Source organism: Pseudomonas sp. Larv2_ips, assembly GCF_963879675.1.
Taxonomy (GTDB): domain Bacteria; phylum Pseudomonadota; class Gammaproteobacteria; order Pseudomonadales; family Pseudomonadaceae; genus Aquipseudomonas.
The window spans coordinates 1-24,276 of record NZ_CAWOAW010000030.1 but is presented as its reverse complement, the minus strand read 5'-3'; the positions used below and the strand labels follow the sequence as shown (position 1 = coordinate 24,276).

At 61.0% G+C, this 24,276-nt stretch carries 20 protein-coding genes; 17 read left to right on the top strand and 3 right to left on the bottom strand.

All coding sequences use genetic code 11. The annotated features are described in order from the left end of the window. Nucleotides 1-202 precede the first annotated feature (202 nt). The 17 genes from mraZ (at nucleotide 203) to AACV02_RS25440 (ending at nucleotide 19,271) form a co-directional block, all read left to right on the top strand. Complete coding sequence (mraZ, locus tag AACV02_RS25520) at nucleotides 203-658, top strand: division/cell wall cluster transcriptional repressor MraZ (RefSeq protein ID WP_003171868.1); 456 nt, start codon at nucleotides 203-205, stop codon at nucleotides 656-658. Next, entirely contained in the window at nucleotides 655-1,602 is a 948-nt protein-coding gene (gene rsmH, locus AACV02_RS25515) for a 16S rRNA (cytosine(1402)-N(4))-methyltransferase RsmH (RefSeq protein WP_012722289.1), read from the top strand. Before mraZ ends, rsmH begins: the two co-directional genes overlap by 4 nt. Then, the gene (ftsL, locus tag AACV02_RS25510) at nucleotides 1,599-1,892 is read left to right on the top strand and encodes a cell division protein FtsL (protein ID WP_016974244.1); all 294 of its coding nucleotides are present in this window, start codon (nucleotides 1,599-1,601) and stop codon (nucleotides 1,890-1,892) included. The genes rsmH and ftsL overlap by 4 nt, the downstream gene beginning before the upstream one ends. Further along, a complete protein-coding gene (locus tag AACV02_RS25505) occupies nucleotides 1,892-3,634 on the top strand; it encodes a peptidoglycan D,D-transpeptidase FtsI family protein (protein ID WP_177413651.1) in 1,743 nt (580 codons plus the stop codon). The genes ftsL and AACV02_RS25505 overlap by 1 nt, the downstream gene beginning before the upstream one ends. After that, on the top strand, nucleotides 3,634-5,097 hold the full coding sequence (locus AACV02_RS25500; protein WP_119735339.1) for a UDP-N-acetylmuramoyl-L-alanyl-D-glutamate--2,6-diaminopimelate ligase: 1,464 nt from the start codon (nucleotides 3,634-3,636) through the stop codon (nucleotides 5,095-5,097). The genes AACV02_RS25505 and AACV02_RS25500 overlap by 1 nt, the downstream gene beginning before the upstream one ends. Further along, complete coding sequence (locus AACV02_RS25495; protein ID WP_119735338.1) at nucleotides 5,090-6,460, top strand: UDP-N-acetylmuramoyl-tripeptide--D-alanyl-D-alanine ligase; 1,371 nt, start codon at nucleotides 5,090-5,092, stop codon at nucleotides 6,458-6,460. Before AACV02_RS25500 ends, AACV02_RS25495 begins: the two co-directional genes overlap by 8 nt. Continuing rightward, on the top strand, nucleotides 6,460-7,542 hold the full coding sequence (gene mraY / locus AACV02_RS25490; RefSeq protein WP_003171875.1) for a phospho-N-acetylmuramoyl-pentapeptide-transferase: 1,083 nt from the start codon (nucleotides 6,460-6,462) through the stop codon (nucleotides 7,540-7,542). The genes AACV02_RS25495 and mraY overlap by 1 nt, the downstream gene beginning before the upstream one ends. A 6-nt stretch (nucleotides 7,543-7,548) precedes the next feature. After that, nucleotides 7,549-8,895: a UDP-N-acetylmuramoyl-L-alanine--D-glutamate ligase gene (gene murD, locus AACV02_RS25485; protein ID WP_119735337.1), complete on the top strand. Its 1,347-nt coding sequence runs from the start codon at nucleotides 7,549-7,551 to the stop codon at nucleotides 8,893-8,895. Further along, nucleotides 8,892-10,109, top strand: a complete 1,218-nt coding sequence (gene ftsW, locus AACV02_RS25480; RefSeq protein ID WP_106579565.1) for a putative lipid II flippase FtsW — start codon at nucleotides 8,892-8,894, stop codon at nucleotides 10,107-10,109. Before murD ends, ftsW begins: the two co-directional genes overlap by 4 nt. After that, nucleotides 10,099-11,169: an undecaprenyldiphospho-muramoylpentapeptide beta-N-acetylglucosaminyltransferase gene (murG, locus tag AACV02_RS25475; protein ID WP_119735336.1), complete on the top strand. Its 1,071-nt coding sequence runs from the start codon at nucleotides 10,099-10,101 to the stop codon at nucleotides 11,167-11,169. Before ftsW ends, murG begins: the two co-directional genes overlap by 11 nt. After that, nucleotides 11,162-12,607 (top strand): UDP-N-acetylmuramate--L-alanine ligase, encoded by a 1,446-nt coding sequence (gene murC / locus AACV02_RS25470; protein WP_106579563.1) that lies wholly within the window; start codon nucleotides 11,162-11,164, stop codon nucleotides 12,605-12,607. Before murG ends, murC begins: the two co-directional genes overlap by 8 nt. Next, nucleotides 12,604-13,560, top strand: a complete 957-nt coding sequence (locus tag AACV02_RS25465; RefSeq protein ID WP_119735335.1) for a D-alanine--D-alanine ligase — start codon at nucleotides 12,604-12,606, stop codon at nucleotides 13,558-13,560. The genes murC and AACV02_RS25465 overlap by 4 nt, the downstream gene beginning before the upstream one ends. Before the next feature lie 4 nt (nucleotides 13,561-13,564). Next, entirely contained in the window at nucleotides 13,565-14,434 is an 870-nt protein-coding gene (locus tag AACV02_RS25460) for a cell division protein FtsQ/DivIB (RefSeq protein ID WP_106579561.1), read from the top strand. Between the two features lie 15 nt (nucleotides 14,435-14,449). After that, nucleotides 14,450-15,715 (top strand): cell division protein FtsA, encoded by a 1,266-nt coding sequence (ftsA, locus tag AACV02_RS25455; RefSeq protein WP_017138181.1) that lies wholly within the window; start codon nucleotides 14,450-14,452, stop codon nucleotides 15,713-15,715. Between the two features lie 66 nt (nucleotides 15,716-15,781). Continuing rightward, nucleotides 15,782-16,987 carry a cell division protein FtsZ gene (gene ftsZ / locus AACV02_RS25450; protein ID WP_017138180.1) on the top strand — a complete coding sequence of 402 codons (1,206 nt, stop codon included), beginning with the start codon at nucleotides 15,782-15,784 and terminating at the stop codon, nucleotides 16,985-16,987. A 112-nt stretch (nucleotides 16,988-17,099) separates the two neighbouring features. After that, nucleotides 17,100-18,011, top strand: coding sequence for a UDP-3-O-acyl-N-acetylglucosamine deacetylase (gene lpxC / locus AACV02_RS25445; protein ID WP_003216227.1), 912 nt, complete (start codon nucleotides 17,100-17,102; stop codon nucleotides 18,009-18,011). Nucleotides 18,012-18,272: 261 nt separating this feature from the next. Then, on the top strand, nucleotides 18,273-19,271 hold the full coding sequence (locus AACV02_RS25440; RefSeq protein ID WP_119735334.1) for a hypothetical protein: 999 nt from the start codon (nucleotides 18,273-18,275) through the stop codon (nucleotides 19,269-19,271). A 139-nt stretch (nucleotides 19,272-19,410) separates the two neighbouring features. Here the strand turns inward: AACV02_RS25440 and AACV02_RS25435 are convergent, their stop codons facing one another. The 3 genes from AACV02_RS25435 to AACV02_RS25425 form a co-directional block, all read right to left on the bottom strand. After that, complete coding sequence (locus AACV02_RS25435) at nucleotides 19,411-20,904, bottom strand: sensor domain-containing diguanylate cyclase (protein ID WP_119735333.1); 1,494 nt, start codon at nucleotides 20,902-20,904, stop codon at nucleotides 19,411-19,413. A 60-nt stretch (nucleotides 20,905-20,964) separates the two neighbouring features. Continuing rightward, a complete protein-coding gene (locus tag AACV02_RS25430) occupies nucleotides 20,965-22,458 on the bottom strand; it encodes a GGDEF domain-containing protein (RefSeq protein ID WP_119735332.1) in 1,494 nt (497 codons plus the stop codon). A gap of 86 nt (nucleotides 22,459-22,544) precedes the next feature. Next, nucleotides 22,545-23,867 (bottom strand): OprD family porin, encoded by a 1,323-nt coding sequence (locus AACV02_RS25425; RefSeq protein ID WP_119735331.1) that lies wholly within the window; start codon nucleotides 23,865-23,867, stop codon nucleotides 22,545-22,547. Nucleotides 23,868-24,276 lie beyond the last annotated feature (409 nt).

Here is a 24,276-nt window from a genome sequence, read left to right as displayed (position 1 = left end):
TTGCGGTTGTTGAGTCAAAAACATCGCCGAACTCGCGTTTCTCCTCCTTTTACACTCCTAAATCTCCGTTCTGTAAGGCTTTTCCTTGAATCCGCGCCTTGACGGTGTGGTGGGCGCATTCCTATAGTGTGCGCAAGTGGCGGAAAGTGGCACAAAGTGGGTTTTTTGAACGTAAAACGCTAAAATTTGGAGAAACGCATCTGTGTTTCGCGGAGCTAACGCTATCAGTCTCGATGCAAAAGGCCGTCTCGCCATGCCGAGCCGGTATCGTGACGAGCTCATTTCGCGAAGTTCAGGCCAGTTAATCATCACGATTGATGCCGTTGACCCTTGTTTGTGTGTTTACCCGCTCGATGAGTGGGAGTTGATCGAAACCAAGTTGCGCGCTCTGCCTTCATTGCGTGAAGAAAACCGCCGCCTGCAGCGTTTGCTGATTGGTAATGCCGTCGACCTCGAACTCGATGGCAGTGGGCGTTTTCTGGTGCCGCCGCGCTTGCGCGAGTACGCCAAGCTGGATAAGCGCGCAATGCTGGTGGGCCAACTGAACAAGTTCCAATTGTGGGACGAAGATGCCTGGGATGCTGTTTCTGCAGCGGACCTGGCTGCTATTCAACAACCGGGCGCGATGCCTGATGAACTGCGTGATTTGATCCTGTGACTATTGATAGCGGCTTTAACCACATCACCGTACTGCTTGACGAAGCCGTTGAGGCTCTCGCCGTACGCGCGGATGGCTGCTATCTGGATGGCACTTTCGGCCGGGGCGGGCACAGTCGGTTGATACTCAGCCAGCTCGGGTCCGACGGTAAGCTCCTCGGGTTCGACAAAGACCCTCAAGCGATTGCCACCGGGCAAGCGCTAGCGGCCGAAGACGGCCGCTTTGTCGTTGTGCAGCGTAGCTTTGCCGAGCTGGGTGCCGAAGTCGCCGAGCGCGGCATGGCAGGCAAGGTGGCCGGGGTTTTGCTCGATCTGGGCGTGTCTTCGCCGCAGCTCGATGACCCGGAGCGCGGCTTCAGTTTCATGAACGACGGCCCGCTCGACATGCGCATGGACCCCACCCGTGGTGTCAGTGCCGCGCAGTTCATCGCCACCGCGCCGGTGGAAGAAATTGCCCGCGTGTTCAAGGAATACGGTGAAGAACGCTTCGCCGGGCGCATGGCCCGCGCTGTGGTCGAACGCCGTGAAATCCAGCCGTTCGAACGCACCGCTGACCTGGCCGAAGTGCTCAAGGTCGCCAACCCTGCCTGGGAAAAGGGCAAGAACCCGGCGACCCGTGCGTTCCAGGGCCTGCGCATTCACGTCAACAACGAATTGGGCGATCTGGAAGCCGGTCTCGAAGCCGCGCTGGAAGCCTTGGAAGTGGGCGGTCGCCTGGTGGTGATCAGCTTCCACTCCCTGGAAGACCGCATCGTCAAACTGTTCATGCGTCGTCTGGTCAAGGGCGAGTCCGATAACCTGCCGCGCAACTTGCCGGTGCGTTTCGAAGCCTTTGTGCCGAAAATCAAAATCCATGGCAAAGCGCAGTTCGCTTCCGAAGCCGAACTCAAGGCCAACCCTCGTTCCCGTAGCGCCGTCATGCGCGTTGCGGAGAAGTTGCGGTGAGCAAGCTTTTCGCCAAGCCCCTTCCGGGCGGCAGCTTCTTTATGTTGCTGCTGTTTATCGGCGTGCTGGTGTCCGCAATTGCGGTGTCCTACAGCGCCCACTACAACCGTCAATTGCTCAATACCCTGTACGGGGAATTGAGCGTGCGTGATAAAGCGCAGGCGGAGTGGGGCCGGTTGATCCTCGAGCAAAGCACCTGGACCGCCCATAGCCGCATCGAAGTGCTGGCGACCGAGCAGTTGAAAATGCACATTCCGGGCGCGGCCGAAGTTCGGATGGTGGCGCCATGATGAAACTTGAAGGCGCACTCTACCCTTGGCGCTTCCGCCTGATGCTGGGTTTGCTGGCGTTGATGGTGGGCGCGATTGCCTGGCGGATTATCGACCTGCAAGTGGTTGACCGTGACTTCCTGATCGGCCAGGGCGACGCCCGGAGCCTGCGGCATATCCCGATTCCTGCGCACCGCGGTCTGATCACCGACCGTAATGGCGAGCCTCTGGCCGTCAGTACCCCGGTAACCACGCTGTGGGCCAACGCCAAGGAATTGCAGGTCGCCAAGGACAAGTGGCCGGAACTGGCCGCCGCCCTGGGCCAGGACCCAAAAGCCTTGTCCGAGCGCCTGGAAGCCCAGGCCAATAAAGAATTCATCTACCTGGTTCGCGGGCTGACCCCTGAACAGGGCCAGCAGGTGCTCGACCTTAAAGTCCCCGGTGTCTATGGCATCGAGGAGTTTCGTCGTTTCTACCCGGCCGGTGAAACCACCGCGCACATGGTTGGCTTCACAGACATCGATGACCACGGCCGTGAAGGCGTGGAACTGGCCTACGACGAATGGCTGGCTGGGGTTCCCGGCAAACGGCAGGTCATCAAGGATCGACGCGGCAGACTGATCAAGGATGTCCAGGTCACCAAAAACGCCAAGGCCGGTAAGCCCTTGGCGTTGTCGATTGACCTGCGCCTGCAATACCTGGCCAACCGCGAGCTGCGTAACGCGATCATCGAGAACGGCGCCAAGGCCGGCAGCCTGGTGATCATGGACGTGAAGACCGGCGAGATCCTCGCCATGGTCAACCAGCCGACCTACAACCCGAACAACCGTCGCAACCTGCAACCGGCGATGATGCGTAACCGCGCAATGATCGACGTGTTCGAGCCGGGTTCGACCATGAAAGCCATCTCCATGAGTGCGGCCCTGGAAACCGGGCGCTGGAAACCGAGCGACAAAGTCGAGGTTTACCCAGGCACCTTGCAGCTGGGCAAATACACCATTCGTGACGTGTCCCGCACTGAAGGTCCGGTGCTGGATTTGACAGGTATTCTGATCAACTCCAGTAACGTCGGCATGAGTAAAGTCGCCTTCGATATCGGCGGCGAAACCATCTATCACCTGGCGCAGAAAATCGGCCTGGGCCAACCCACCGGGCTGGACTTCCCAGGCGAGCGCGTGGGCAACCTGCCGAACTATCGCGACTGGAAAAAGGCCGAGACGGCCACGCTTTCCTATGGCTACGGCCTGTCGGTGACCGCGATCCAGCTGGCTCACGCTTTCTCTGTATTGGCCAACAATGGCCGCATGGTTCCACTGAGCCTGATCCACGTCGACGAAGCCCCGAAAGCCACCCAGGTGATCCCGGAAAACGTCGCCAAGACCATGCAAGGCATGCTGCAACAAGTGATCGAAGCGCCGCGCGGCGTGTTCCGTGCGCAGGTGCCGGCGTATCACGTGGCAGGCAAGTCCGGTACCGCACGTAAAACGTCGGTCGGTACCAAAGGCTATGCCGAGAACTCGTACCGCTCGCTGTTCGCCGGCTTCGGCCCGATGAGCGATCCGCGTTACGCCGTCGTTGTTGTGATCGATGAGCCAAGCAAGGCCGGCTACTTCGGTGGCCTGGTATCGGCGCCGGTGTTCAGCAAAGTGATGTCCGGCACCCTGCGCCTGATGAACATTACGCCGGACAACCTGCCGCCGACTCAACAAGCGAACGCCGGACCACCGGCCGCTGCTGCCAAAGCCAATGGAGGGCGCGGCTGATGTCTCTTAGCTTGAACAAGATTTTTGCCCACGCCGGACGCGATCTGCTGATTCGCGAGTTGAGCCTGGACAGCCGTAACGTACGCGCCGGTGACCTGTTCCTGGCCGTGCCTGGCGGCAAGTTCGATGGCCGTGCGCACATCGCCGATGCCCTGCAACGTGGCGCGGCAGCCGTGGCGTACGAAGTGGAAGGCGCCACCGTGCTGCCAATCACCGACGTACCGTTGATTCCGGTCAAAGGCCTGGCTGCGCAGCTCTCGGACATCGCCGGGCGCTTTTATGGCGACCCAAGCCGTCAACTGAACCTGATCGGCGTGACCGGCACCAACGGCAAGACCAGCGTGACCCAATTGGTCGCCCAGGCGCTTGACCTGTTGGGGCAGCACTGCGGCATTGTCGGCACGCTCGGTACCGGTTTTTATGGCGCGCTGCAAAGCGGCCTGCACACCACGCCAAACCCGATTGCCGTGCAAGCGACCTTGGCCGACCTGAAAAAGGCCGGTGCCAAGGCGGTTGCCATGGAAGTCTCTTCACACGGTCTGGACCAGGGCCGTGTTACCGCTCTGGCTTTCGATGTGGCAGTGATGACCAACCTGTCCCGCGATCACCTCGACTACCACGGCACCATGGAAGCGTACGCCGCCGCCAAGGCCAAGCTGTTCGCCTGGAATGACCTGAAATGCCGTGTGGTGAATCTTGATGACGCTTTTGGCCGCCAGTTGGCAGCCGAGGACAGCGAATCGCGCCTGATCACCTACAGCCTGGAAGACTCCAGCGCGTACCTGTATTGCCGCGAAGCCCAATTCAATGACGAAGGCGTGCTCGCCACGTTGGTCACGCCGCAGGGCAAGCACCACTTGCGCAGCACCTTGCTCGGCCGTTTCAACCTGAGCAACGTGCTGGCTGCCATCGGTGCATTGCTTGGCCTGGATTACGCACTGGATGAAATCCTGCGCGTGTTGCCCAAGCTCGAAGGCCCGGCCGGTCGCATGCAGCGTTTGGGCGGTGGCTCGCAGCCGCTGGTAGTGGTCGATTACGCCCACACCCCGGACGCTTTGGAAAAAGTCCTCGAAGCCCTGCGCCCACACGCCAAGGGCAAGTTGCTGTGCCTGTTCGGCTGCGGCGGCGATCGTGACCGCGGCAAACGGCCGTTGATGGCCGAGATCGTCGAGCGTCTCGCCGATGGCGTGCTCGTCACCGACGACAACCCGCGCATCGAAGACCCAAGCCAGATTTTCGACGATATCCGTGTCGGCTTTAAAGACGCGTCCAAGGCAACTTTCGTGGCCGGTCGCGGCGCCGCTATTGCCCAGTTGATCGCCAGCGCCAGTGCTGACGACGTGGTGGTGCTGGCCGGCAAAGGCCACGAGGACTATCAGGAAATCAACGGCGAGCGCCATGCCTTCTCCGATCTGGTCGAGGCCGATCATGCCTTGACCGCCTGGGAGGTCGCCCATGCTTAAAGCGATGACGTTCAGCGAACTGACCCAGGCCCTGTCGGCCCGCGTAGTGTCGAGCGATTGCAGCTTCGACGGCGTCAGTATCGACAGCCGTAACATCAAGCCTGGGCAATTGTTTGTCGCCTTGGCCGGCCCGCGTTTTGATGGTCACGACTACCTGAACGACGTCGCCGCCAAAGGTGCCGTGGGTGCGTTGGTGCAGCGTGAAGTGACCGATTCCACCTTGCCGCAATTGCGGGTTGCAGATACCCGTTTGGCCTTGGGCCAGTTGGGTGCATTGAACCGCGCCGCCTTCGATAAACCGGTTGCAGCCATCACCGGCTCCAGCGGCAAAACCACGGTCAAGGAATTGCTCGCCGGTGTCCTGCGTACGCGCGGGCCGGTGCTCGCCACCCGTGGCAACTTGAACAATGATTTCGGCGCGCCGCTGACCCTGCTCGAGCTGGCCCCGGAACACACGGCGGCAGTGATCGAGCTGGGCGCGTCGCGCATCGGCGAAATCGCCTACACCGTGGCGCTGACCAAGCCTCACGTGGCGATCATCAACAATGCCGGCACCGCCCACGTTGGCGAGTTCGGTGGCCCAGAGAAAATCGTCGAAGCCAAGGGCGAAATCCTTGAAGGCCTCGATGCATCCGGCACCGCAGTATTGAACCTCGACGACAAGGCCTTCGACACCTGGCGTGTACGTGCCGCCGGTCGCAAGGTGCTGACGTTTGCCGTGGCCAATGCGGCCGCTGATTTTTACGCCTCCCACATCACCGTTGACGCCCGAGGCTGCCCGTCCTTCACCTTGCACACCCCGCAAGGCGACGAGCACGTGCAATTGAATCTGCTCGGTAACCACAACGTTGCCAACGCCTTGGCCGCCGCCGCCGCCGCGCATGCGCTGGGCGTGTCGCTGTTTGGTATTGCTACCGGCCTGGGCGCAGTGCAGCCGGTCAAGGGCCGCACCGTTGCGCAACTGGCAACCAACGGCATGCGCGTGATCGACGACACCTACAACGCCAACCCGTCCTCCATTAATGCCGCTGTTGACCTGCTGAAGGGCTTTGCCGGGCGCAAGGTTCTGGTGCTGGGTGATATCGGCGAATTGGGCGACTGGGCAGAGCAAGGCCACCGCGAAGTCGGCGCCTACGCCAGCGGGAAAGTCGACGCGCTCTATGCCGTCGGCCCGAACATGGCACACGCCGTCGACGCCTTCGGCCTCGGCGCGCGGCATTTCGCAACCCAGGCCGAGCTGATCCAGGCGCTGGGCGTGGCTGAACAAGACAAACACACAACCATTTTGATCAAGGGATCGCGCAGCGCGGTGATGGAAAACGTCGTCGCGGCCTTGTGTGGCTCAAGTACGGAGAAACATTAATGCTGCTGCTGCTGGCTGAGTATCTGCAACAGTTCCACAAAGGCTTCGCGGTCTTTCAGTACCTGACCCTGCGCGGGATTCTGGGTGTGCTGACCGCGCTGTCTCTGTCGCTGTTCCTGGGGCCGTGGATGATCCGCACCCTGCAGAACCTGCAAATTGGTCAATCGGTTCGCAATGACGGCCCGCAGTCGCACCTGTCCAAATCCGGCACCCCGACCATGGGCGGCGCGCTGATCCTCTCGTCTATCGGCATCAGCACCTTGCTCTGGGCCGACCTGCATAACCGCTACGTGTGGGTGGTGCTGTTGGTGACCTTGTTGTTCGGCGCCATCGGCTGGGTCGATGACTACCGCAAAGTGATCGAGAAAAACTCCAAGGGGCTGCCAAGCCGCTGGAAGTATTTCTGGCAGTCGGTATTCGGCCTTGCCGCCGCGATCTTCCTTTACACCACCGCGCCAAGCGCAGTTGAAACTACCTTGATCATTCCGATGCTCAAGGACGCCAGCATTCCACTGGGCATCGGCTTCGTGGTGCTGACCTACTTCGTGATCGTCGGCTCCAGCAACGCGGTCAACCTGACCGACGGCCTCGACGGCCTGGCGATCATGCCGACGGTGATGGTCGGCGGTGCGCTCGGCATCTTCTGCTACCTGTCGGGTAACGTGAAATTCGCTGAATACCTGCTGATCCCGTACGTACCGGGCGCGGGCGAACTGATTGTGTTCTGCGGCGCGCTGATCGGCGCCGGCCTGGGTTTCCTGTGGTTCAACACCTACCCGGCACAAGTCTTCATGGGCGACGTCGGCGCGCTGGCGCTGGGCGCAGCCTTGGGCACCATCGCGGTGATCGTTCGCCAGGAAATCGTGTTGTTCATCATGGGCGGTGTGTTCGTGATGGAAACCCTGTCGGTGGTCATCCAGGTGGCTTCCTTCAAATTGACCGGGCGCCGCGTGTTCCGCATGGCGCCGATTCACCACCACTTTGAACTCAAGGGCTGGCCCGAGCCACGCGTGATTGTCCGTTTCTGGATCATCACCGTGATTCTGGTACTGGTCGGCCTTGCCACCCTGAAACTGAGGTAGAAACGAGTGTCCCTGATCGCTTCAGACCACTTCCGCATCGTTGTCGGCCTCGGCAAGAGCGGCATGTCCCTGGTTCGCTTCCTGGCGAACCGGGGCACGTCGTTTGCCGTCGCCGATACGCGGGAAAATCCACCGGAGCTGGTCACGCTGCGCCGTGACTACCCGCACGTGGAAGTGCGTTGTGGCGAGTTGGATGTCGAGTTTCTGTGCCGCGCCGATGAGCTCTACGTGAGCCCCGGCCTGGCCCTGGCGACACCGGCTTTGCAAGCCGCTGCCGCACGTGGCGTGAAGCTCTCCGGCGATATCGACCTGTTCGCGCGCAACGCGAAAGCGCCGATTGTGGCCATCAGTGGTTCCAACGCGAAAAGCACCGTGACCACCCTGGTCGGCGAGATGGCGGTTGCGGCCGGCAAGCGCGTGGCCGTGGGCGGTAACCTCGGCACGCCGGCGTTGGACCTGCTCAGCGACGACGTCGAGCTGTACGTGATGGAACTGTCGAGCTTCCAGCTCGAAACCACTCACGACCTGGGCGCCGAAGTCGCCACCGTGTTGAATGTGAGTGAAGACCACATGGACCGCTACAGCGGCCTGCCGGCCTATCACCTGGCCAAGCACCGGATCTTCCGCGGTGCCCGGCAAGTGGTGGTCAACCGCCAGGACGCCCTGAGCCGTCCGCTGATGGGCGAGGGCCTGCCGTGCTGGACCTTCGGCCTCGGCAAACCCGACTTCAAAGCCTTCGGCATCCGCGAAGAGAACGGCGAGAAATACCTGGCCTTCGAATTCCAGAACCTGATGCCGGTGCGCGAGCTGAAAATTCGTGGCGCGCATAACCAGTCCAATGCCCTGGCGGCGCTGGCACTCGGTCACGCTGTTGGCCTGCCGTTCGACGCCATGCTCGCAAGCCTGCGCACATTCGCCGGGCTTGAGCACCGTTGCCAGTGGGTCCGCGACCTCAACGGCGTCAGCTATTACAACGATTCCAAGGCCACCAACGTCGGTGCTGCCCTGGCTGCCATCGAAGGCCTTGGCGCCGATATCGAAGGCAAGCTGGTGCTGATCGCTGGTGGCGATGGCAAAGGCGCCGACTTCAAGGACCTTAAAGGCCCGGTGGCTGCCCATTGTCGCGCCGTGGTGCTGATGGGCCGTGATGCTGACTTGATCGCCGCTGCCCTCGGTGACGCCGTGCCGCAAGTGCGCGCGACGTCCCTGGACGACGCCATCGCTCAGTGCAACGCCCTGGCCCAGCCGGGTGATGCCGTGCTGCTGTCGCCAGCGTGCGCCAGTTTCGACATGTTCAAGAACTACGAAGAGCGCGGCCAGCTGTTCGCTCGCGCCGTGGAGGCCTTGGCATGAATTTTAGAAATATCATCAAACCGTACCCGTCGCCGATCATTACCGGCCGTGGCGTCGACCTTGATTTCCCGATGCTCGCCGGTTGCCTGGCGCTGCTGGGTCTGGGGCTGGTGATGATCACCTCGGCGTCCTCCGAAGTGGCCGCCGTGCAGTCGGGCAACACCCTGTACATGATGATCCGCCACTTGGTGTATCTGGTGATCGGCCTTGGCGCGTGCATCGTCACCATGATGATCCCGATCGCCACCTGGCAGCGCCTGGGCTGGATGATGCTGATCGGTGCGTTCGGCCTGTTGATCATGGTGATCCTGCCCGGCATCGGCCGCGAGGTGAACGGCTCGATGCGCTGGATCGGCTTCGGTGCGTTCAACGTGCAGCCGTCGGAAATCGCCAAGGTGTTCGTGGTCATCTACCTCGCCGGTTACCTGGTACGCCGTCAGAAGGAAGTGCGCGAAAGCTGGATGGGCTTCTTCAAGCCATTCATCGTGCTGCTGCCAATGGCCGGCCTGTTGCTGATGGAGCCCGACTTCGGTGCCACCGTCGTGATGATGGGCGCGGCCGCCGCGATGCTGTTCCTCGGTGGCGTCGGCCTGTTCCGTTTCACCTTGATGGTAGTGCTGGCCGTGGCCGCCGTGACGGTTCTGGTGCAGGCGCAGCCCTACCGGATGGCCCGTCTGATTACCTTTACCGACCCGTGGTCCGATCAGTTCGGTTCCGGCTACCAGCTGACCCAGGCGCTGATCGCCTTTGGTCGCGGCGAGTGGCTGGGCGTGGGCCTGGGCAACAGCGTGCAGAAGCAGTTCTACCTGCCCGAAGCGCACACCGACTTCGTGTTCTCGGTACTCGCCGAAGAGCTCGGCGTGGTGGGTTCGCTGTGCACCGTCGCGCTGTTCGTGTTCGTGTGTGTACGCGGAATGTACATCGGCTTGTGGGCCGAGAAGGCCAAACAGTATTTCGCCGCCTATGTGGCGTACGGCTTGTCGTTCCTGTGGATCGGCCAGTTCCTGATCAACATCGGCGTGAACGTCGGCTTGTTACCGACCAAGGGCCTGACCTTGCCGTTCCTCAGTTACGGCGGCAGTTCGTTGGTGATTTGCTGCGCGTGCCTGGGGTTATTGCTGCGCATCGAGTGGGAGAGTCGGACCCACCTGGGCAGCGAAGAGATGGAATTCAGCGAAAGCGATTTTGCCGAGGAGCCGAACCATGGGCGCTAACGTGCTGATCATGGCGGGCGGCACCGGGGGCCACGTGTTCCCGGCCCTGGCGTGCGCGCGTGAATTCCAGAACCGCGGCTACACCGTGCATTGGCTCGGCACGCCGCGCGGCATCGAAAATGAATTGGTGCCCAATGCCGGCTTGCCGCTGCATTTGATCAACGTCACCGGCTTGCGTGGCAAGGGCAAGTTGTCCCTGCTCAAGGCGCCGTTCGTGTTGCTCAAGGCGGTGTGGCAGGCGCGCAAAGTCATGCGTGCAGTGAAGCCGGTATGCGTGCTGGGGTTTGGCGGTTATGTGACTGGCCCTGGCGGTGTTGCCGCCAAGCTGGCTGGCGTGCCGGTGATCGTGCACGAGCAGAACGCCGTCGCCGGTACCGCGAACCGCCTGCTGGTGCCGTTGGCCTCGCGTGTGTGTGAAGCGTTCCCGAACACCTTTGCGACCTCGGACAAGTTGCGCACCACCGGCAACCCGGTGCGCACCGAACTGTTCATGGCCATTGCCCGTGAGGCGCTGGCCGGGCGCAAGGCGCATCTGCTGATCCTCGGCGGAAGCCTGGGTGCCGAGCCACTGAACAAATTGCTGCCCGAAGCGCTGGCTCAACTCCCCGTGGAGTCGCGCCCGGAGATCTTCCATCAGGCCGGCAAGAATCACGATGAAATCACCGCTGCCCGCTATCGCGAGGCCGGTGTCGAGGCGAATGTGCAGCCCTTCATCAAAGACATGGCCCACGCCTATGGCTGGGCCGACCTGGTGGTCTGTCGCGCTGGTGCGCTGACCGTCAGTGAACTGGCCGCCGCCGGTCTGCCGTCCTTGCTGGTGCCTTTGCCCCACGCGATTGACGATCACCAGACCCGCAACGCCGAATATTTGGCCGGGGAGGGCGCTGCCTTCCTGCTGCCGCAAAGAACGACTGGCGCCGCCGATTTGGCCGCACGCCTGACCGAGGTTTTGATGCAACCGGAACGACTCAACAGCATGGCGAGCACCGCAAGCCGCCTGGCCAAACCTGACGCAACCCGCACCGTGGTCGACATCTGTCTGGAGGTGGCCCATGGTTGAGAATCAGAAAGCCATGCCACAACCCGAGATGCGCCGCATCCGTCGCATCCACTTTGTCGGCATCGGCGGCGTGGGCATGTGCGGGATTGCCGAAGTGCTGCTGAACCTGGGCTACCAGGTGTCTGGCTCTGACTTGAAAGAGTCGCCGGTCACGGATCGCCTGAAGTCGTTCGGTGCGCAGATCTTTATCGGCCACCGCGCCGAAAACGCCGCCGAGGCTGATGTGCTGGTGGTTTCCAGTGCCGTGAACACCTCCAACCCGGAAGTGGCCACCGCCCTTGAGCGCCGTATTCCGGTAGTGCCGCGCGCCGAGATGCTCGCCGAGCTGATGCGCTATCGCCACGGCATTGCCGTTGCCGGTACGCACGGCAAAACCACCACCACCAGCCTGATCGCTTCGGTGTTCGCGGCCGGTGGCCTGGACCCGACGTTCGTGATCGGTGGCCGTCTGAATGCAGCTGGCACCAATGCCCAGCTCGGCACCAGCCGCTACCTGATCGCCGAAGCCGATGAAAGCGACGCGAGTTTCCTGCACCTGCAGCCGCTGGTCGCGGTGGTTACCAACATCGACGAAGACCACATGGCAACCTACGACGGTGACTTCAACAAGTTGAAGAAAACCTTCGTCGAGTTCCTGCACAACCTGCCGTTCTACGGTCTGGCTGTTGTATGCCTGGACGATCCGGTGGTGCGTGAAATCCTGCCGCAGGTCAAGCGTCCGACCGTGACCTACGGCTTCAGCGAAGACGCTGACGTGCGCGCGATCAATGTGCGCCAGGAAGGCATGCAAACCTTCTTCACTGTGCTGCGCCCTGACCGCGAGCCGCTGGATGTGTCGGTGAACATGCCGGGCAACCACAACGTGCTCAACTCCCTGGCGACCATCTGCATCGCCTCCGACGAGGGCGTCAGCGATGAAGCCATCGTTGAAGGCCTGTCGCGTTTTGCCGGTGTTGGCCGTCGCTTCCAGGTTTACGGCCAACTGCCGGTAGACGGCGGCGACGTGATGCTGGTCGACGACTACGGTCACCACCCGACCGAAGTGGCCGCCGTGATCAAAGCCGTGCGCGGTGGCTGGCCGGAGCGCCGCCTGGTGATGGTTTACCAGCCGCACCGCTACAGCCGTACCCGCGATCTGTACGACGATTTTGTCAATGTATTGGCCGATGCCAACGTGCTGCTGCTGATGGAAGTCTACCCGGCCGGTGAAGAGCCGATCCCGGGCGCCGACAGCCGCAAGCTGTGCAACAGCATCCGCCAGCGTGGCCAGTTGGACCCGATCTACATCGAGCGCGGTGTGGACCTGGCGCCGATCGTCAAGCCACTGCTGCGCGCCGGCGACATCCTGCTGTGCCAGGGTGCCGGCGACATCGGTGGCCTTGCGCCTAAATTGCTTGCGAGCCCATTGTTCGCCGTGGCGCAGGGGAAGTCGAAATGACCACGAACTACGACGCCCTGTTTTCCACGATCACGCCTGCCGACTTCGGCCGCGTAGCCGTGCTGTTCGGCGGCAAGAGCGCTGAACGTGAGGTCTCGCTCAAGTCCGGCAATGCCGTGCTTGAGGCACTGCAAAGCGCCGGCGTGAATGCGTTCGGTATCGACGTGGGCGATGACTTCCTTGCCCGCCTGCAGGCCGAAAAGATCGACCGGGCCTTTATCATCCTGCACGGCCGTGGCGGTGAAGACGGCAGCATGCAAGGCTTGCTTGAGTGCGCCGGCATCCCTTACACCGGCAGCGGCATTCTTGCCTCGGCACTGGCGATGGACAAGTTGCGCACCAAGCAGGTGTGGCACAGCCTGGGTATTCCAACCCCACGCCACAGCGTGCTGTGCAGCGAAGACGATTGTATTTCTGCAGCCAAGGAACTGGGCCTGCCTTTGATCGTCAAACCAGCCCATGAAGGCTCCAGTATCGGCATGGCCAAAGTGAACTCGGCCGCCGAATTGATCGACGCATGGAAAGCGGCAAGTACCTACGATTCGCAAGTGTTGGTGGAACAGTGGATTTCCGGTCCCGAGTACACCATCGCCACCCTGCGTGGCCAGGTATTGCCGCCTATCGCATTGGGCACGCCCCACACCTTTTACGATTACGACGCCAAGTACCTGGCTTCCGATACTCAGTACCGGATCCCGTGCGGCCTTGACGCAACCAAGGAACAAGAATTGATGGACCTCACGGCGAAAGCCTGTGAGGCGCTGGGTATCGCCGGTTGGGCGCGGGCAGACGTGATGCAGGATGACCAAGGGAATTTCTGGTTCCTTGAAGTCAACACTGCGCCGGGTATGACCGATCACAGCCTGGTACCTATGGCAGCCCGTGCAGCCGGTCTGGATTTCCAGCAGTTGGTGCTGGCGATCCTCGCTGACAGCATTGAGCCAAGAGGCTAAACACATGAACGGCGCATCGCTTCGTCATCAGCCCCCACCAGCACCCGGCCGCAAGCCGGTGCCACGGGGTGCCAGCCGGATGGTGGCTAAAGAGCCGATGTCGGCGCGCCTGCCGAAAGCCAACTTTGGTTTCCTCAAGGCGCTGTTCTGGCCGGTGCTGCTGGTGGCGTTGGGCTTTGGCACTTACGAAGGTGCGCAGCGCCTGTTGCCGTATGCCGACCGGCCGATCACCAAGATCAGTGTGCAGGGCGACTTGAGCTACATCAGCCAGCAAGCGGTACAGCAGCGCATCGGCCCGTACCTGGCGGCGAGCTTCTTTACCATCGACCTGGCCGGTATGCGCTCGGAGCTGGAGCAGATGCCATGGATCGCCCATGCCGAAGTCCGTCGCGTGTGGCCGGACCAGGTGACGATCCGCCTGGAAGAACAACTGCCCGTGGCCCGTTGGGGCGATGAAGCGCTGTTGAACAACCAGGGCCAGGCGTTCACCCCGCGTGAGCTGGCCAACTATGAGCACCTGCCGCAGCTGTTCGGGCCGCAGCGGGCGCAGCAGCAAGTGATGCAGCAGTATCAGGCCTTGAGCCAGATGCTGCGGCCACTGGGCTTCTCCATCGCACGCCTGGAATTGCGTGAACGGGGCAGCTGGTTTTTGACCACCGGGGCAGGCAGTTCCGGCCCGGGCATCGAGTTGTTGCTGGGACGCGACCGCTTGGTGGAAAAGATGCGCCGCTTTATTGCCATCTATGACAAGACCTTGAAAGAACAGATTACGAACATTGCGAGCGTCGACCTGCGTTACGCCAACGGCCTGGCCGTCGGCTGGCGTGAACCAGCTGCGCCGACGACAGCCAAACCCGCTGTCGCGAAGAATTAAGAAGAGGCAGGACCCATGGCAAACGTGCAAAGCGGCAAAATGATCGTCGGTCTCGATATCGGCACCTCCAAGGTGGTGGCGCTGGTCGGCGAGGTCGGGGAAGACGGTGTTATCGAAATCGTCGGTATCGGCACGCATCCGTCCCGGGGCCTGAAGAAGGGCGTGGTGGTGAACATCGAGTCCACCGTGCAATCGATCCAGCGCGCGATCGAAGAAGCGCAGCTGATGGCCGGCTGCCGGATTCACTCGGCGTTCGTCGGCGTGGCCGGCAACCATATCCGCAGCCTGAATTCCCACGGCATCGTGGCAATCCGCGACCGTGAAGTCAGCTCGGCGGACCTTGAGCGTGTACTCGACGCGGCCCAGGCCGTGGCGATCCCGGCTGACCAGCGCGTGCTGCACACCCTGCCGCAGGACTACGTGATCGACAACCAGGAAGGCGTTCGCGAGCCGCTGGGCATGTCGGGCGTACGTCTGGAAGCCAAGGTTCACGTAGTGACCTGCGCCGTCAATGCTGCACAGAACATTGAAAAATGCGTGCGCCGCTGCGGTCTGGAAATCGACGACATCATTCTCGAGCAGCTTGCTTCGGCGTATTCGGTACTGACCGACGACGAAAAAGAGCTGGGCGTGTGCCTGGTGGACATCGGCGGCGGCACCACCGACATCGCGATCTTCACCGAGGGTGCGATCCGTCACACCGCCGTGATCCCGATTGCCGGCGACCAGGTCACCAACGACATCGCCATGGCGCTGCGTACACCGACCCAGTACGCCGAAGAAATCAAGATTCGCTACGCCTGCGCCCTGGCCAAACTGGCCGGTGCCGGTGAAACCATCAAGGTGCCAAGTGTCGGCGACCGCCCACCGCGTGAGCTGTCGCGCCAGGCCCTGGCCGAAGTGGTTGAGCCGCGCTACGACGAGCTGTTCACCCTGATCCAGGCTGAGCTGCGCCGCAGCGGTTACGAAGATTTGATCCCGGCCGGCATTGTGCTGACCGGTGGCACCTCGAAGATGGAAGGCGCGGTTGAACTGGCCGAGGAAATCTTCCACATGCCTGTCCGTCTGGGCGTGCCCCATGGCGTCAAAGGCCTGGGCGACGTAGTGCGCAACCCGATTTATTCCACCGGTGTGGGCTTGCTGTTGTACGGGCTGCAAAAGCAGACCGACGGCATTTCCCTGTCGGGCCCGAGCATTCGTGACAGCTACCGCGGTGGCGACGACGAAGCCAAAGCGCCGTTGTTCGAGCGCTTGCAGGCTTGGGTGAAAGGCAATTTCTAAAGATTTACCGCAACACCGTAATAAGCAGTAGGCGAAAAAACTAGAGAAAACGAAAGGAGAGGGAACATGTTCGAACTCGTAGACAACATCCCCGCAAGCCCGGTTATCAAAGTAATCGGTGTCGGCGGTGGCGGCGGCAACGCTGTCAACCACATGGTCAAGAGCAACATTGAAGGCGTTGAATTCATCTGCGCCAACACTGATGCCCAGGCGCTGAAAAGCATCGGCGCGCGGACCATCCTGCAATTGGGCACAGCCGTGACCAAGGGCCTCGGCGCTGGCGCCAACCCGGAAGTCGGCCGTCAAGCCGCGCTGGAAGACCGCGAGCGTATTGCTGAAGTGCTGCAAGGCACCAACATGGTGTTCATCACCACCGGCATGGGCGGCGGTACCGGTACAGGTGCGGCCCCGATCATTGCCGAAGTGGCCAAGGAAATGGGCATCCTGACCGTTGCTGTCGTAACGCGTCCGTTCCCGTTCGAAGGTCGCAAGCGCATGCAGATCGCCGACGAAGGTATCCGTCTGCTGTCTGAAAGCGTTGACTCGTTGATCACCATTCCCAACGAGAAACTGCTGACCATCCTGGGCAAGGACGCAAGCCTGCTGTCCGCATTTGCCAAGGCTGACGATGTACTGGCCGGTGCCGTTCGCGGTATCTCCGACATCATCAAGCGCCCAGGCATGATCAACGTCGACTTCGCCGACGTACGTACCGTGATGAGCGAAATGGGCATGGCGATGATGGGCACTGGCTGCGCCAGCGGTCCGAACCGTGCACGTGAAGCCACTGAAGCGGCGATCCGCAACCCATTGCTGGAAGACGTGAACCTGCAAGGCGCACGCGGCATCCTGGTGAACATCACCGCCGGTCCTGACCTGTCCCTGGGTGAGTACTCCGACGTGGGTAGCATCATCGAAGCCTTCGCTTCCGAGCACGCGATGGTCAAAGTCGGTACCGTTATCGATCCGGACATGCGTGATGAACTGCACGTGACCGTGGTTGCTACCGGCCTGGGCGCAAAAATCGAGAAGCCTGTAAAGGTCATCGACAATACCGTTCACACCGGCCACAACAGCCACGCCAGCCAGCAAGCTGCCGCTCCAGCGCCTGCGCGCCAGGAACTGCCGTCGGTGAACTACCGTGATCTGGACCGTCCGACCGTGATGCGCAACCAGGCTCAGGCCGGTGCTGCGGCGTCCCGTAGCCCGAATCCGCAAGATGATCTGGACTACCTGGACATCCCGGCATTCCTGCGTCGTCAGGCCGATTAATGGAATGTATCAGGGCTATGAAGGTGATTGGTGTTCAGCAAAGGTCTGGTCTGTTATTATCGCCAGCCTTTGTTGATACCAGTTCGCAATTTGCGCTGAAGCGGTCCAAGCCATGATTAAACAACGCACCCTGAAGAATATTATCCGTGCCACAGGTGTAGGTCTGCACTCCGGGGAGAAGGTATACCTGACCCTCAAGCCCGCACCTGTCGACACCGGCATCGTGTTTGTTCGTGCCGACCTGGACCCTGTGGTGCAGATTCCTGCTCGCGCGGAAAACGTTGGCGAAACCACTATGTCGACCACTCTGGTCAACGGTGACGTCAAAGTGGACACGGTGGAGCACTTGCTCTCGGCCATGGCTGGCCTGGGCATCGATAACGCCTACGTCGAGCTCTCCGCGTCCGAAGTCCCTATCATGGATGGCAGCGCTGGACCCTTCGTATTCTTGATTCAATCTGCCGGCCTGGAAGAACAGGACGCAGCCAAGAAGTTCATTCGCATTCTGCGGGAAGTGACAGTAGAAGACGGCGACAAGCGCGCCACCTTCGTCCCGTTCGAAGGCTTTAAAGTGAGCTTTGAGATCGATTTCGATCACCCGGTATTCCGTGACCGCACACAAAGTGCAAGCGTGGATTTTTCCAGCACTTCGTTCGTAAAAGAAGTCAGCCGCGCCCGTACCTTTGGTTTCATGAGTGACATCGAGTACCTGCGCAAGCACAACCTCGCACTCGGCGGCAGCGTTGAAAACGCCATCGTGGTCGACGCGGATGGTGTACTGAACGAAGACGGCCTTCGCTATGAAGACGAATTCGTGAAGCACAAGATCCTCGATGCAATCGGTGACCTCTACCTGCTGGGCAATAGCCTGATAGGCGAGTTCAAAGGCTTCAAGTCGGGCCACGCCCTTAACAACCAGCTGCTGCGCAAGTTGATTGCACAGACAGATGCTTGGGAAGTCGTGACCTTCGAAGATGCCAGCACCGCACCGATCTCTTACATGCGTCCCGTTGCGGCGGTGTAAGTAACAACTCTCTTCTTTAGTTTTGAAAGGCCACCCTCGGGTGGCCTTTTTTTATGCTTAAAAAATAGCAAGTTGCGCGGTAATGACATTGTCGTGAAACGTGCTGCAACTTTCGACGGTGTTTTTGTAGGAACTGATACTTTTTCGTGTACCACACAGTCTTCGTGAGGCCGTTGAATATAGACCCAACAGCTAAACGAGTTTTGAACTAACACGAGATCAGTGAATACATAACCTATTACTGTTGAAGGAATATCGATCATGAACGCTATCGCTCCAGCCGCTGTATACCGTAGCCCTGACCCTCAGCAACAAAACGTCAACAATAATCCCCCCGAGCGCTCTTTTGCCGCGCCCTATACGGCGAATGTGTTCGGCGGTGTAGCGAAGTTTCAGCCGATCCCCACGGTGTCTTTTTTTCCGCGAACCTATGCCACCATCGCCGCCAGGCTCACGCCGATTCCTGGCGGCCCGAGCGCGGGTGTGAGCGCAACGGCGCGCTTTGATCCCGTCATCAGCTTACGTCCCAACGACAGCGGCGGCCTCACCGTCAGCTTCGCACCAAAGATGCAACTGGAAGTCGGCGGCAGTTTGAGGGCCGGCATTCCGAATATTTTAGGCACGGGCGTGGGTTTCAATGTGGGCGGCAGCCTTTCACAGCGATTTACGTTTGGCGCACCTGAATTCAGCGCCACTGTCCAACCCAGTGGTGAATTAAACTTTAACGCTAATCTGAAGCCTTCAATTGTCAGCCAGCAATTATTGAGTGTGAATGGCGGTCTGGAGGGCAGCCTTGCCAGTTCTGGCGTTAGTGTGGGCGGTGGTGTGAACCAAAGTGTGACGCATATAACCGGGCAACATATAAATGTCGGCGGGCCGGGTCTTCAGTTCACACTGTCCCCCACCGGTAAGCCGACGATCACGCAAAATTTCGACAACACATTATCTATCACCAATAGTTATACTTTTTCTCCCCGCACAAGTGTTAACGCAAATGTTCGAGCAGGGCAGGTTGGCGCCAATGGCGGAGGAGGCGTGTCACCGTCATTTACCCTTCAACACAAAGTTACCTTCAGCACTGACCTGACCAGCAAGTCCGCGCCAAAACACGAGTTTTCCGCTATCTCGGGCGTTTTCGTCGATGGTTCTTTCGGTTTAAGCGTGTCTCTGTTGCCCCCGCAGTTTCCATTGAGTGTGACAGCGCAAGTCGGTGCTGACCCAAGAGTCTCAGTGTCAGGAGGTGGCAGCTACACGCTGTAAAAGCTGCCCTGTGAAGCACGTACTGATTCACTGTCATCAGCAGCAGGCGCCGTCAGCATCGGGATCAAACCCGGGCTGGCGGTGCGGCGGGCGTCCTTGCTCCAACCGCACTGGCTGAGTGGCCCAGGTGGCAGGCTTTTCAGGGAAGGGCTGCGGCATCCACGATGCGATTGCGCCCGTTGTGTTTGGCCTCATACAGCGCCTGGTCCGCACTCAGTAACAATGCCTCCAGCGACACACGGCTGCGTTTGTCCCAGGTACTCATGCCGATACTCACCGTAATCGGCCGTTCGGCGCCGGCAAACCGTGGCAAGTGCTCGACGCTGCTGCGGATATGCTCGGCGATCACCCAGGCGCCCTTGGCGTCGGTGTGCGGCAGCACCACCGCAAATTCCTCCCCGCCATAACGCGCCGCCAGGTCAGCCGGGCGGCGGATGTTGTCATCGATGACCCTGGCCACCGTGCGCAGAGCCTCGTCACCACCGTGGTGACCATGGCGGTCGTTGAAGGCCTTGAAGTGGTCCACGTCGATCATCAGCAGCGTCAGTGGTTCGGTCGAGCGCTGCGCGCGGTCCCATTCCAGGCGCAGGCGCTGATCGAGGGTGCGACGGTTTGCCAGGCCGGTCAGCGCATCGGTGGCTGCGAGTTCTGACAGCACTTGCTCGGCGCGGTGACGGCGGCGCAGCTCATTGCTGAGCATCCAGCTGAGCCACAGCAGACCGATGCACAGCACGCCCGTCGCTAGGCTGATCAGCAAGGCTGCGCGTTTCCATTGGGCGAAAACTTCATCGCTGGACAGTGCTACTGCGACGATCAGCGGCAAATTGCCGACCGTGGAAAAGCTGTAGAGCCGCTCTCGGTGGTCAACACTGGAGACGCCGCGAAAGCTGCCGTCGCGCTCCTTGAGCATGCGCGCTACGTTCGGTCGCTGGCTCAGGTCCTGGTCGATCATGTCCAGTTCGAGCATGGGATGCTGCGCCAGCAGGATGCCCTGCTGGTTGATCAGGTTGATGGTGCTGTTGCTGCCGATATTCAGGCTGCTGAACAGCTGGTGAAAGTAAGACAAGCGCATGGAGGCCACCGCCACCCCCTGGAAGCGCCCGTCCGGCCCGGAAACGCGGCGGCTGAACGCAATGCGCCATTGGTCGTCACACACGCAGCGCGCCATGAACGGACGGCTGATGTACAGCCCGATTTCGGGGTCTTTGCGCTGCACCTGGAAATAGTCGCGATCAGCGAAGTTGCCGGACTTGGGCGTAAGCAAGGACGAATCGGCGATCACCTCGCCATTGGCGTCCAGCAGCAGGATGTCGCCCTTGTAGGGCGCGGCGGCGGAGCGGTCGAACAGCACCAGATGGCGGATATCGGCAGAGACGCTGTGCAGGTCGTTGCGCTCGGCGGCGGCGATCAGGCCCTTGAGGGCCATGTCGTAGAGTTCGACGTTGCGCAGTACATCGGCGTCAATCAGTTGGGTAATGTTGTTCGCGGTGCGCGTGGCGGTCTGCAGGGTATTGGCGTGTTCGCGAATCAGCAGCACCGCCACGATCGCCACGATCAGCAGGGCTGTGAGGACACTGCCAAGGATCAGCAGGCGTTCCGGGCGACGTGTAGGGCGAGAAAGGCTTGGGCTCATCGGGCGTACTTCTGCGTCGAGGATGCCATTAGCGTAGTCCGTGTATGGCGTTGCAGCAGGTCAGAGCCCGGTGGCCTCCACAATGCGATTTCGCCCACTGTGCTTGGCCTCATACAGTGCCTGATCCGCGTGCAACAGCAGCGTCTCGAGTGACAGGCGACTGCGTTTATCCCAGGTACTCATGCCGATACTCACGGTGATCGGCTGTTCAGCGCCGGCGACGCGCGGCAGGTGCTCGACTCCGCTGCGGATATGCTCGGCGATCACCCAGGCGCCCCTGGCGTCGGTGTCCGGCAGCACCACCGCAAACTCTTCCCCGCCATACCGCGCGGCCAGGTCAGCGGGACGACGGATGTTGTTGCCGATCACCTGGGCGACCGTGCGCAGTGCCTCGTCACCGCCGTGGTGACCGTGTCGGTCATTGAAAGCCTTGAAGTGGTCCACGTCGATCATCAACAGCGTCAGCGGCTCGGTGGAGCGCTGCGCGCGGTCCCACTCCAGGCGCAGGCGCTGGTCCAGGGTGCGACGGTTGGCCAGGCCGGTCAGGGCATCGGTGGCGGCCAGCTCCGACAGCACTTGCTCGGCGCGATAGCGCCGGCGCAGTTCGCGGCGCAGCATCCAGGTCAGCCATAACAGGCCAATGCAGAGCACGCCGGTGGCGCCGCTGGTGAGCAGCGCGGCGCGTTTCCACGGGGCGAACACGTCTTCGCTGGCCAGCGCCACCACCACAATCAGCGGTAATTCACCGACATTGGTGAAGGTGTACAAACGTTCGGTGCCAGTGATGGCCGAGATCGCCCGAAAGCTGCCTTCGCCTTCGCGCAGTATGCGTTTGAAGTTGGGCCGATCGCTGAGGTCCTTGTCGATCATGTCGCGCTCCAGCAACGGCTGCTGGGCGAGAAGAATCCCCTGATTGTTCAGCAGGTTCACCGAACTGCCATTGCCGATGGTGAGGCGGTTGAACAATTGATCGAAATACGCCAGGCGCATCGTTGCCACCGCGACACCGGCAAACTCGCCGTCCGGCCCCGTGACGCGACGACTGAATGCGATGCGCCAGACTTGATCGCAGTTGCAGCGAATCCTGAATGGGCGGCTGATAAACAGACCGGCCTGGGCATTCTGTCGATGCGCCTGGAAGTAATCACGGTTAGCGAAATTGCGTGGCGTTGGCCACAGCGTCGAGGAGTCGGCGATCACTGCACCGTCGGCATCGAGCAACAGCACTTCGCCTTTGAAGGGCGCGGCGGTGGATTGATCAAACTGCACCATGTGCCGAATGTCCGGTGACGCCTGAGCCAGGTCCTTGCGGGTGGTGGCCGTAATCAGGCCCTGCAGCGCCAGGTCATAGAGCTCGACGTTACGCAGCACGTCGGCATTGATCAGTTGGGTGATATTGGTGGTCGCGCGCTGGGCGGCCTGGACGGTGCTGGCGTGTTCGCGGGTCAGCAGCGCCGCGACGATAATCACAATCAGGGTGACGGTCAGGCCGCTGCCCAGAATCAGCAGAAGCTCCGGGCGTGCAGGTAAGGAAGGAGGGCGGAGTTGACTCATCGCGCAGGCTTCAGCAGGGAAGATGCTGGCAGTTTAGTTCTACGCGATGAAAATTAGATCACGGGTTAAAAAGAAAGATCAGCGGGTTAGAACACGTTGATCGGGTAATCCACGATCACCCGGTATTCATCCACATCCCGATCCACCGCCGAGTAGCCCTCGCCGCCGCGGTTGGTCGCCCATTGCAGGCGCACGCCCAGGTCCTTGGCTTTGCCGCCTTGCACCACGTACTTCAAATCGATGTCGCGCTCCCAGTGTTTGGCGTCCTTGCCGTCGGCGCTGTACCAGGCACTGTAGCCACGGCTGTTGGGGTCGACCTTGGTCAGGTCGGTCTTGCCGCTGATGTAGGACACGGCGGACGTCAGCCCCGGCATGCCCAGGCCTGCGAAGTCATAGGCGTATTTGAGTTTCCACGAGCGCTCGTTGGGGCCGTTGAAGTCTGAGTATTGCTGGGAGTTGTCCAGGTAGATGCTGTCGCCCTGGCTGATGTAGTCGAACGGCGTGTTGCCGTTAACCCGCTGGTAGGCGGCGGTGAGGCTGTGGTTGCCCACGCCCACGGTGAAATGCAGGCTGTAAGTGTTGTTGTCGATGCTGCCCAGCAGCGACCGGCCGGTGTCCTGGGTGTGGTAGTAGTGCAGGCCGGGGTTGAGGCTGACCAGGTCGTTCAGCGCGTAGGTGTAATCCAGGTCGTAGTAGTACTGGTGCCACACGTCCTTGAGTTCGGAGGCGTACAGGTTGCTGGTAACGCCCGGGATGGCGCTGAACGACACACCGGCCCAGTTCAGGTGCTGGCTGTCGGCGTGGTCCGGCAGCGCGCCGTAGCTGGTGCCGATGCGTCGGTGGCCGCTCTGGTTGTAGAGCTTGGTGAAACTGGCTTGGCCGCCTTCAAGCATCCAGCCGTCGAAGCTGTGGTTGGTCAGGCTAACGCCGCGGAAATCCTGCGGCAGCATGCGCGTCATGCCGCCGGCGATTACCGGGTTGTTGAGGAACAGGTCGCCGGCTTTCAGCTCGGTGTCGAAGGCGCGCATTTTCAAGGTGCCGCCTGCGGTGGAGAACGAGCCGGGCGCTTTGCCGTTGCCGCTGCCATACGGCAGGATGCTGGAGCCGTCGGTGCCGCCACCGCCGTCGAGCTTGAGGCCGAGCATGGCGTTGAGGTCCAGGCCGAAGCCGACCGTGCCTTGGGTGTAGCCGGATTCGAAGGTGCCGATGAAGCCTTGGCCCCATTCCTTGCTGTCATCGGTGTGGATGTCGCGACGGTCGCGGTTCATGTAGTAGTTGCGGGTGTTGATCTTGAGGCTTGCGCCGTCGACGAAACCGTCGGCGGGGGTGGTGTCTGCCGCTTGGGCCAGGGGGGCGATCGTTGTTGCAATCGCTAGGAATAGCGGGGTGAACGTCAGCGAGTTCTTCACCGGTGGAGCTCCTTTGGTCAATCGTAAGCGGCCAATGTCGTGGGGGTGTGCCTGGCCTTTTTTTACTGCAAAAAAAAGCCGCTGAAGTCAGCGGCTTTGAACAGATTCCCAGTGTAGAGCCCTGGAAATAAGTCGAGGGAAATTTGGGTGAGCGGGAAGCTGTGTTTGCCGTCGCGCTCAAGGGTGCGTCAAATTAACGCAGGTGAGCGGTGGGGTACAGAGTGTAACAAGATAATGACTGTTGCCCAAATCGCAACAGTCGTGGGGTGGGGGTTGGTGGTTTGGTTGTCGGGGGATTGAGTACATATCCGTTGCTGCGGTAACGGCCACGTAGGGTTCCGCTCTTACAGCGGGTCACTTTTGGCAAACGCCCCAAAAGTAACCAAAAGGTCTTTGCCCCACCACTCGG

Coding starts and splice junctions, on each gene's coding strand:
- AACV02_RS25505 (WP_177413651.1), top strand. CDS start 1,892: ATGAAACTTGAAGGCGCACTCTACCCTTGGCGCTTCCGCCTGATGCTG.
- AACV02_RS25500 (WP_119735339.1), top strand. CDS start 3,634: ATGTCTCTTAGCTTGAACAAGATTTTTGCCCACGCCGGACGCGATCTG.
- AACV02_RS25495 (WP_119735338.1), top strand. CDS start 5,090: ATGCTTAAAGCGATGACGTTCAGCGAACTGACCCAGGCCCTGTCGGCC.
- mraY (WP_003171875.1), top strand. CDS start 6,460: ATGCTGCTGCTGCTGGCTGAGTATCTGCAACAGTTCCACAAAGGCTTC.
- ftsW (WP_106579565.1), top strand. CDS start 8,892: ATGAATTTTAGAAATATCATCAAACCGTACCCGTCGCCGATCATTACC.
- murG (WP_119735336.1), top strand. CDS start 10,099: ATGGGCGCTAACGTGCTGATCATGGCGGGCGGCACCGGGGGCCACGTG.
- murC (WP_106579563.1), top strand. CDS start 11,162: ATGGTTGAGAATCAGAAAGCCATGCCACAACCCGAGATGCGCCGCATC.
- AACV02_RS25465 (WP_119735335.1), top strand. CDS start 12,604: ATGACCACGAACTACGACGCCCTGTTTTCCACGATCACGCCTGCCGAC.
- AACV02_RS25460 (WP_106579561.1), top strand. CDS start 13,565: ATGAACGGCGCATCGCTTCGTCATCAGCCCCCACCAGCACCCGGCCGC.
- ftsA (WP_017138181.1), top strand. CDS start 14,450: ATGGCAAACGTGCAAAGCGGCAAAATGATCGTCGGTCTCGATATCGGC.
- ftsZ (WP_017138180.1), top strand. CDS start 15,782: ATGTTCGAACTCGTAGACAACATCCCCGCAAGCCCGGTTATCAAAGTA.
- lpxC (WP_003216227.1), top strand. CDS start 17,100: ATGATTAAACAACGCACCCTGAAGAATATTATCCGTGCCACAGGTGTA.
- AACV02_RS25440 (WP_119735334.1), top strand. CDS start 18,273: ATGAACGCTATCGCTCCAGCCGCTGTATACCGTAGCCCTGACCCTCAG.
- AACV02_RS25435 (WP_119735333.1), bottom strand. CDS start 20,904: ATGAGCCCAAGCCTTTCTCGCCCTACACGTCGCCCGGAACGCCTGCTG.
- AACV02_RS25430 (WP_119735332.1), bottom strand. CDS start 22,458: ATGAGTCAACTCCGCCCTCCTTCCTTACCTGCACGCCCGGAGCTTCTG.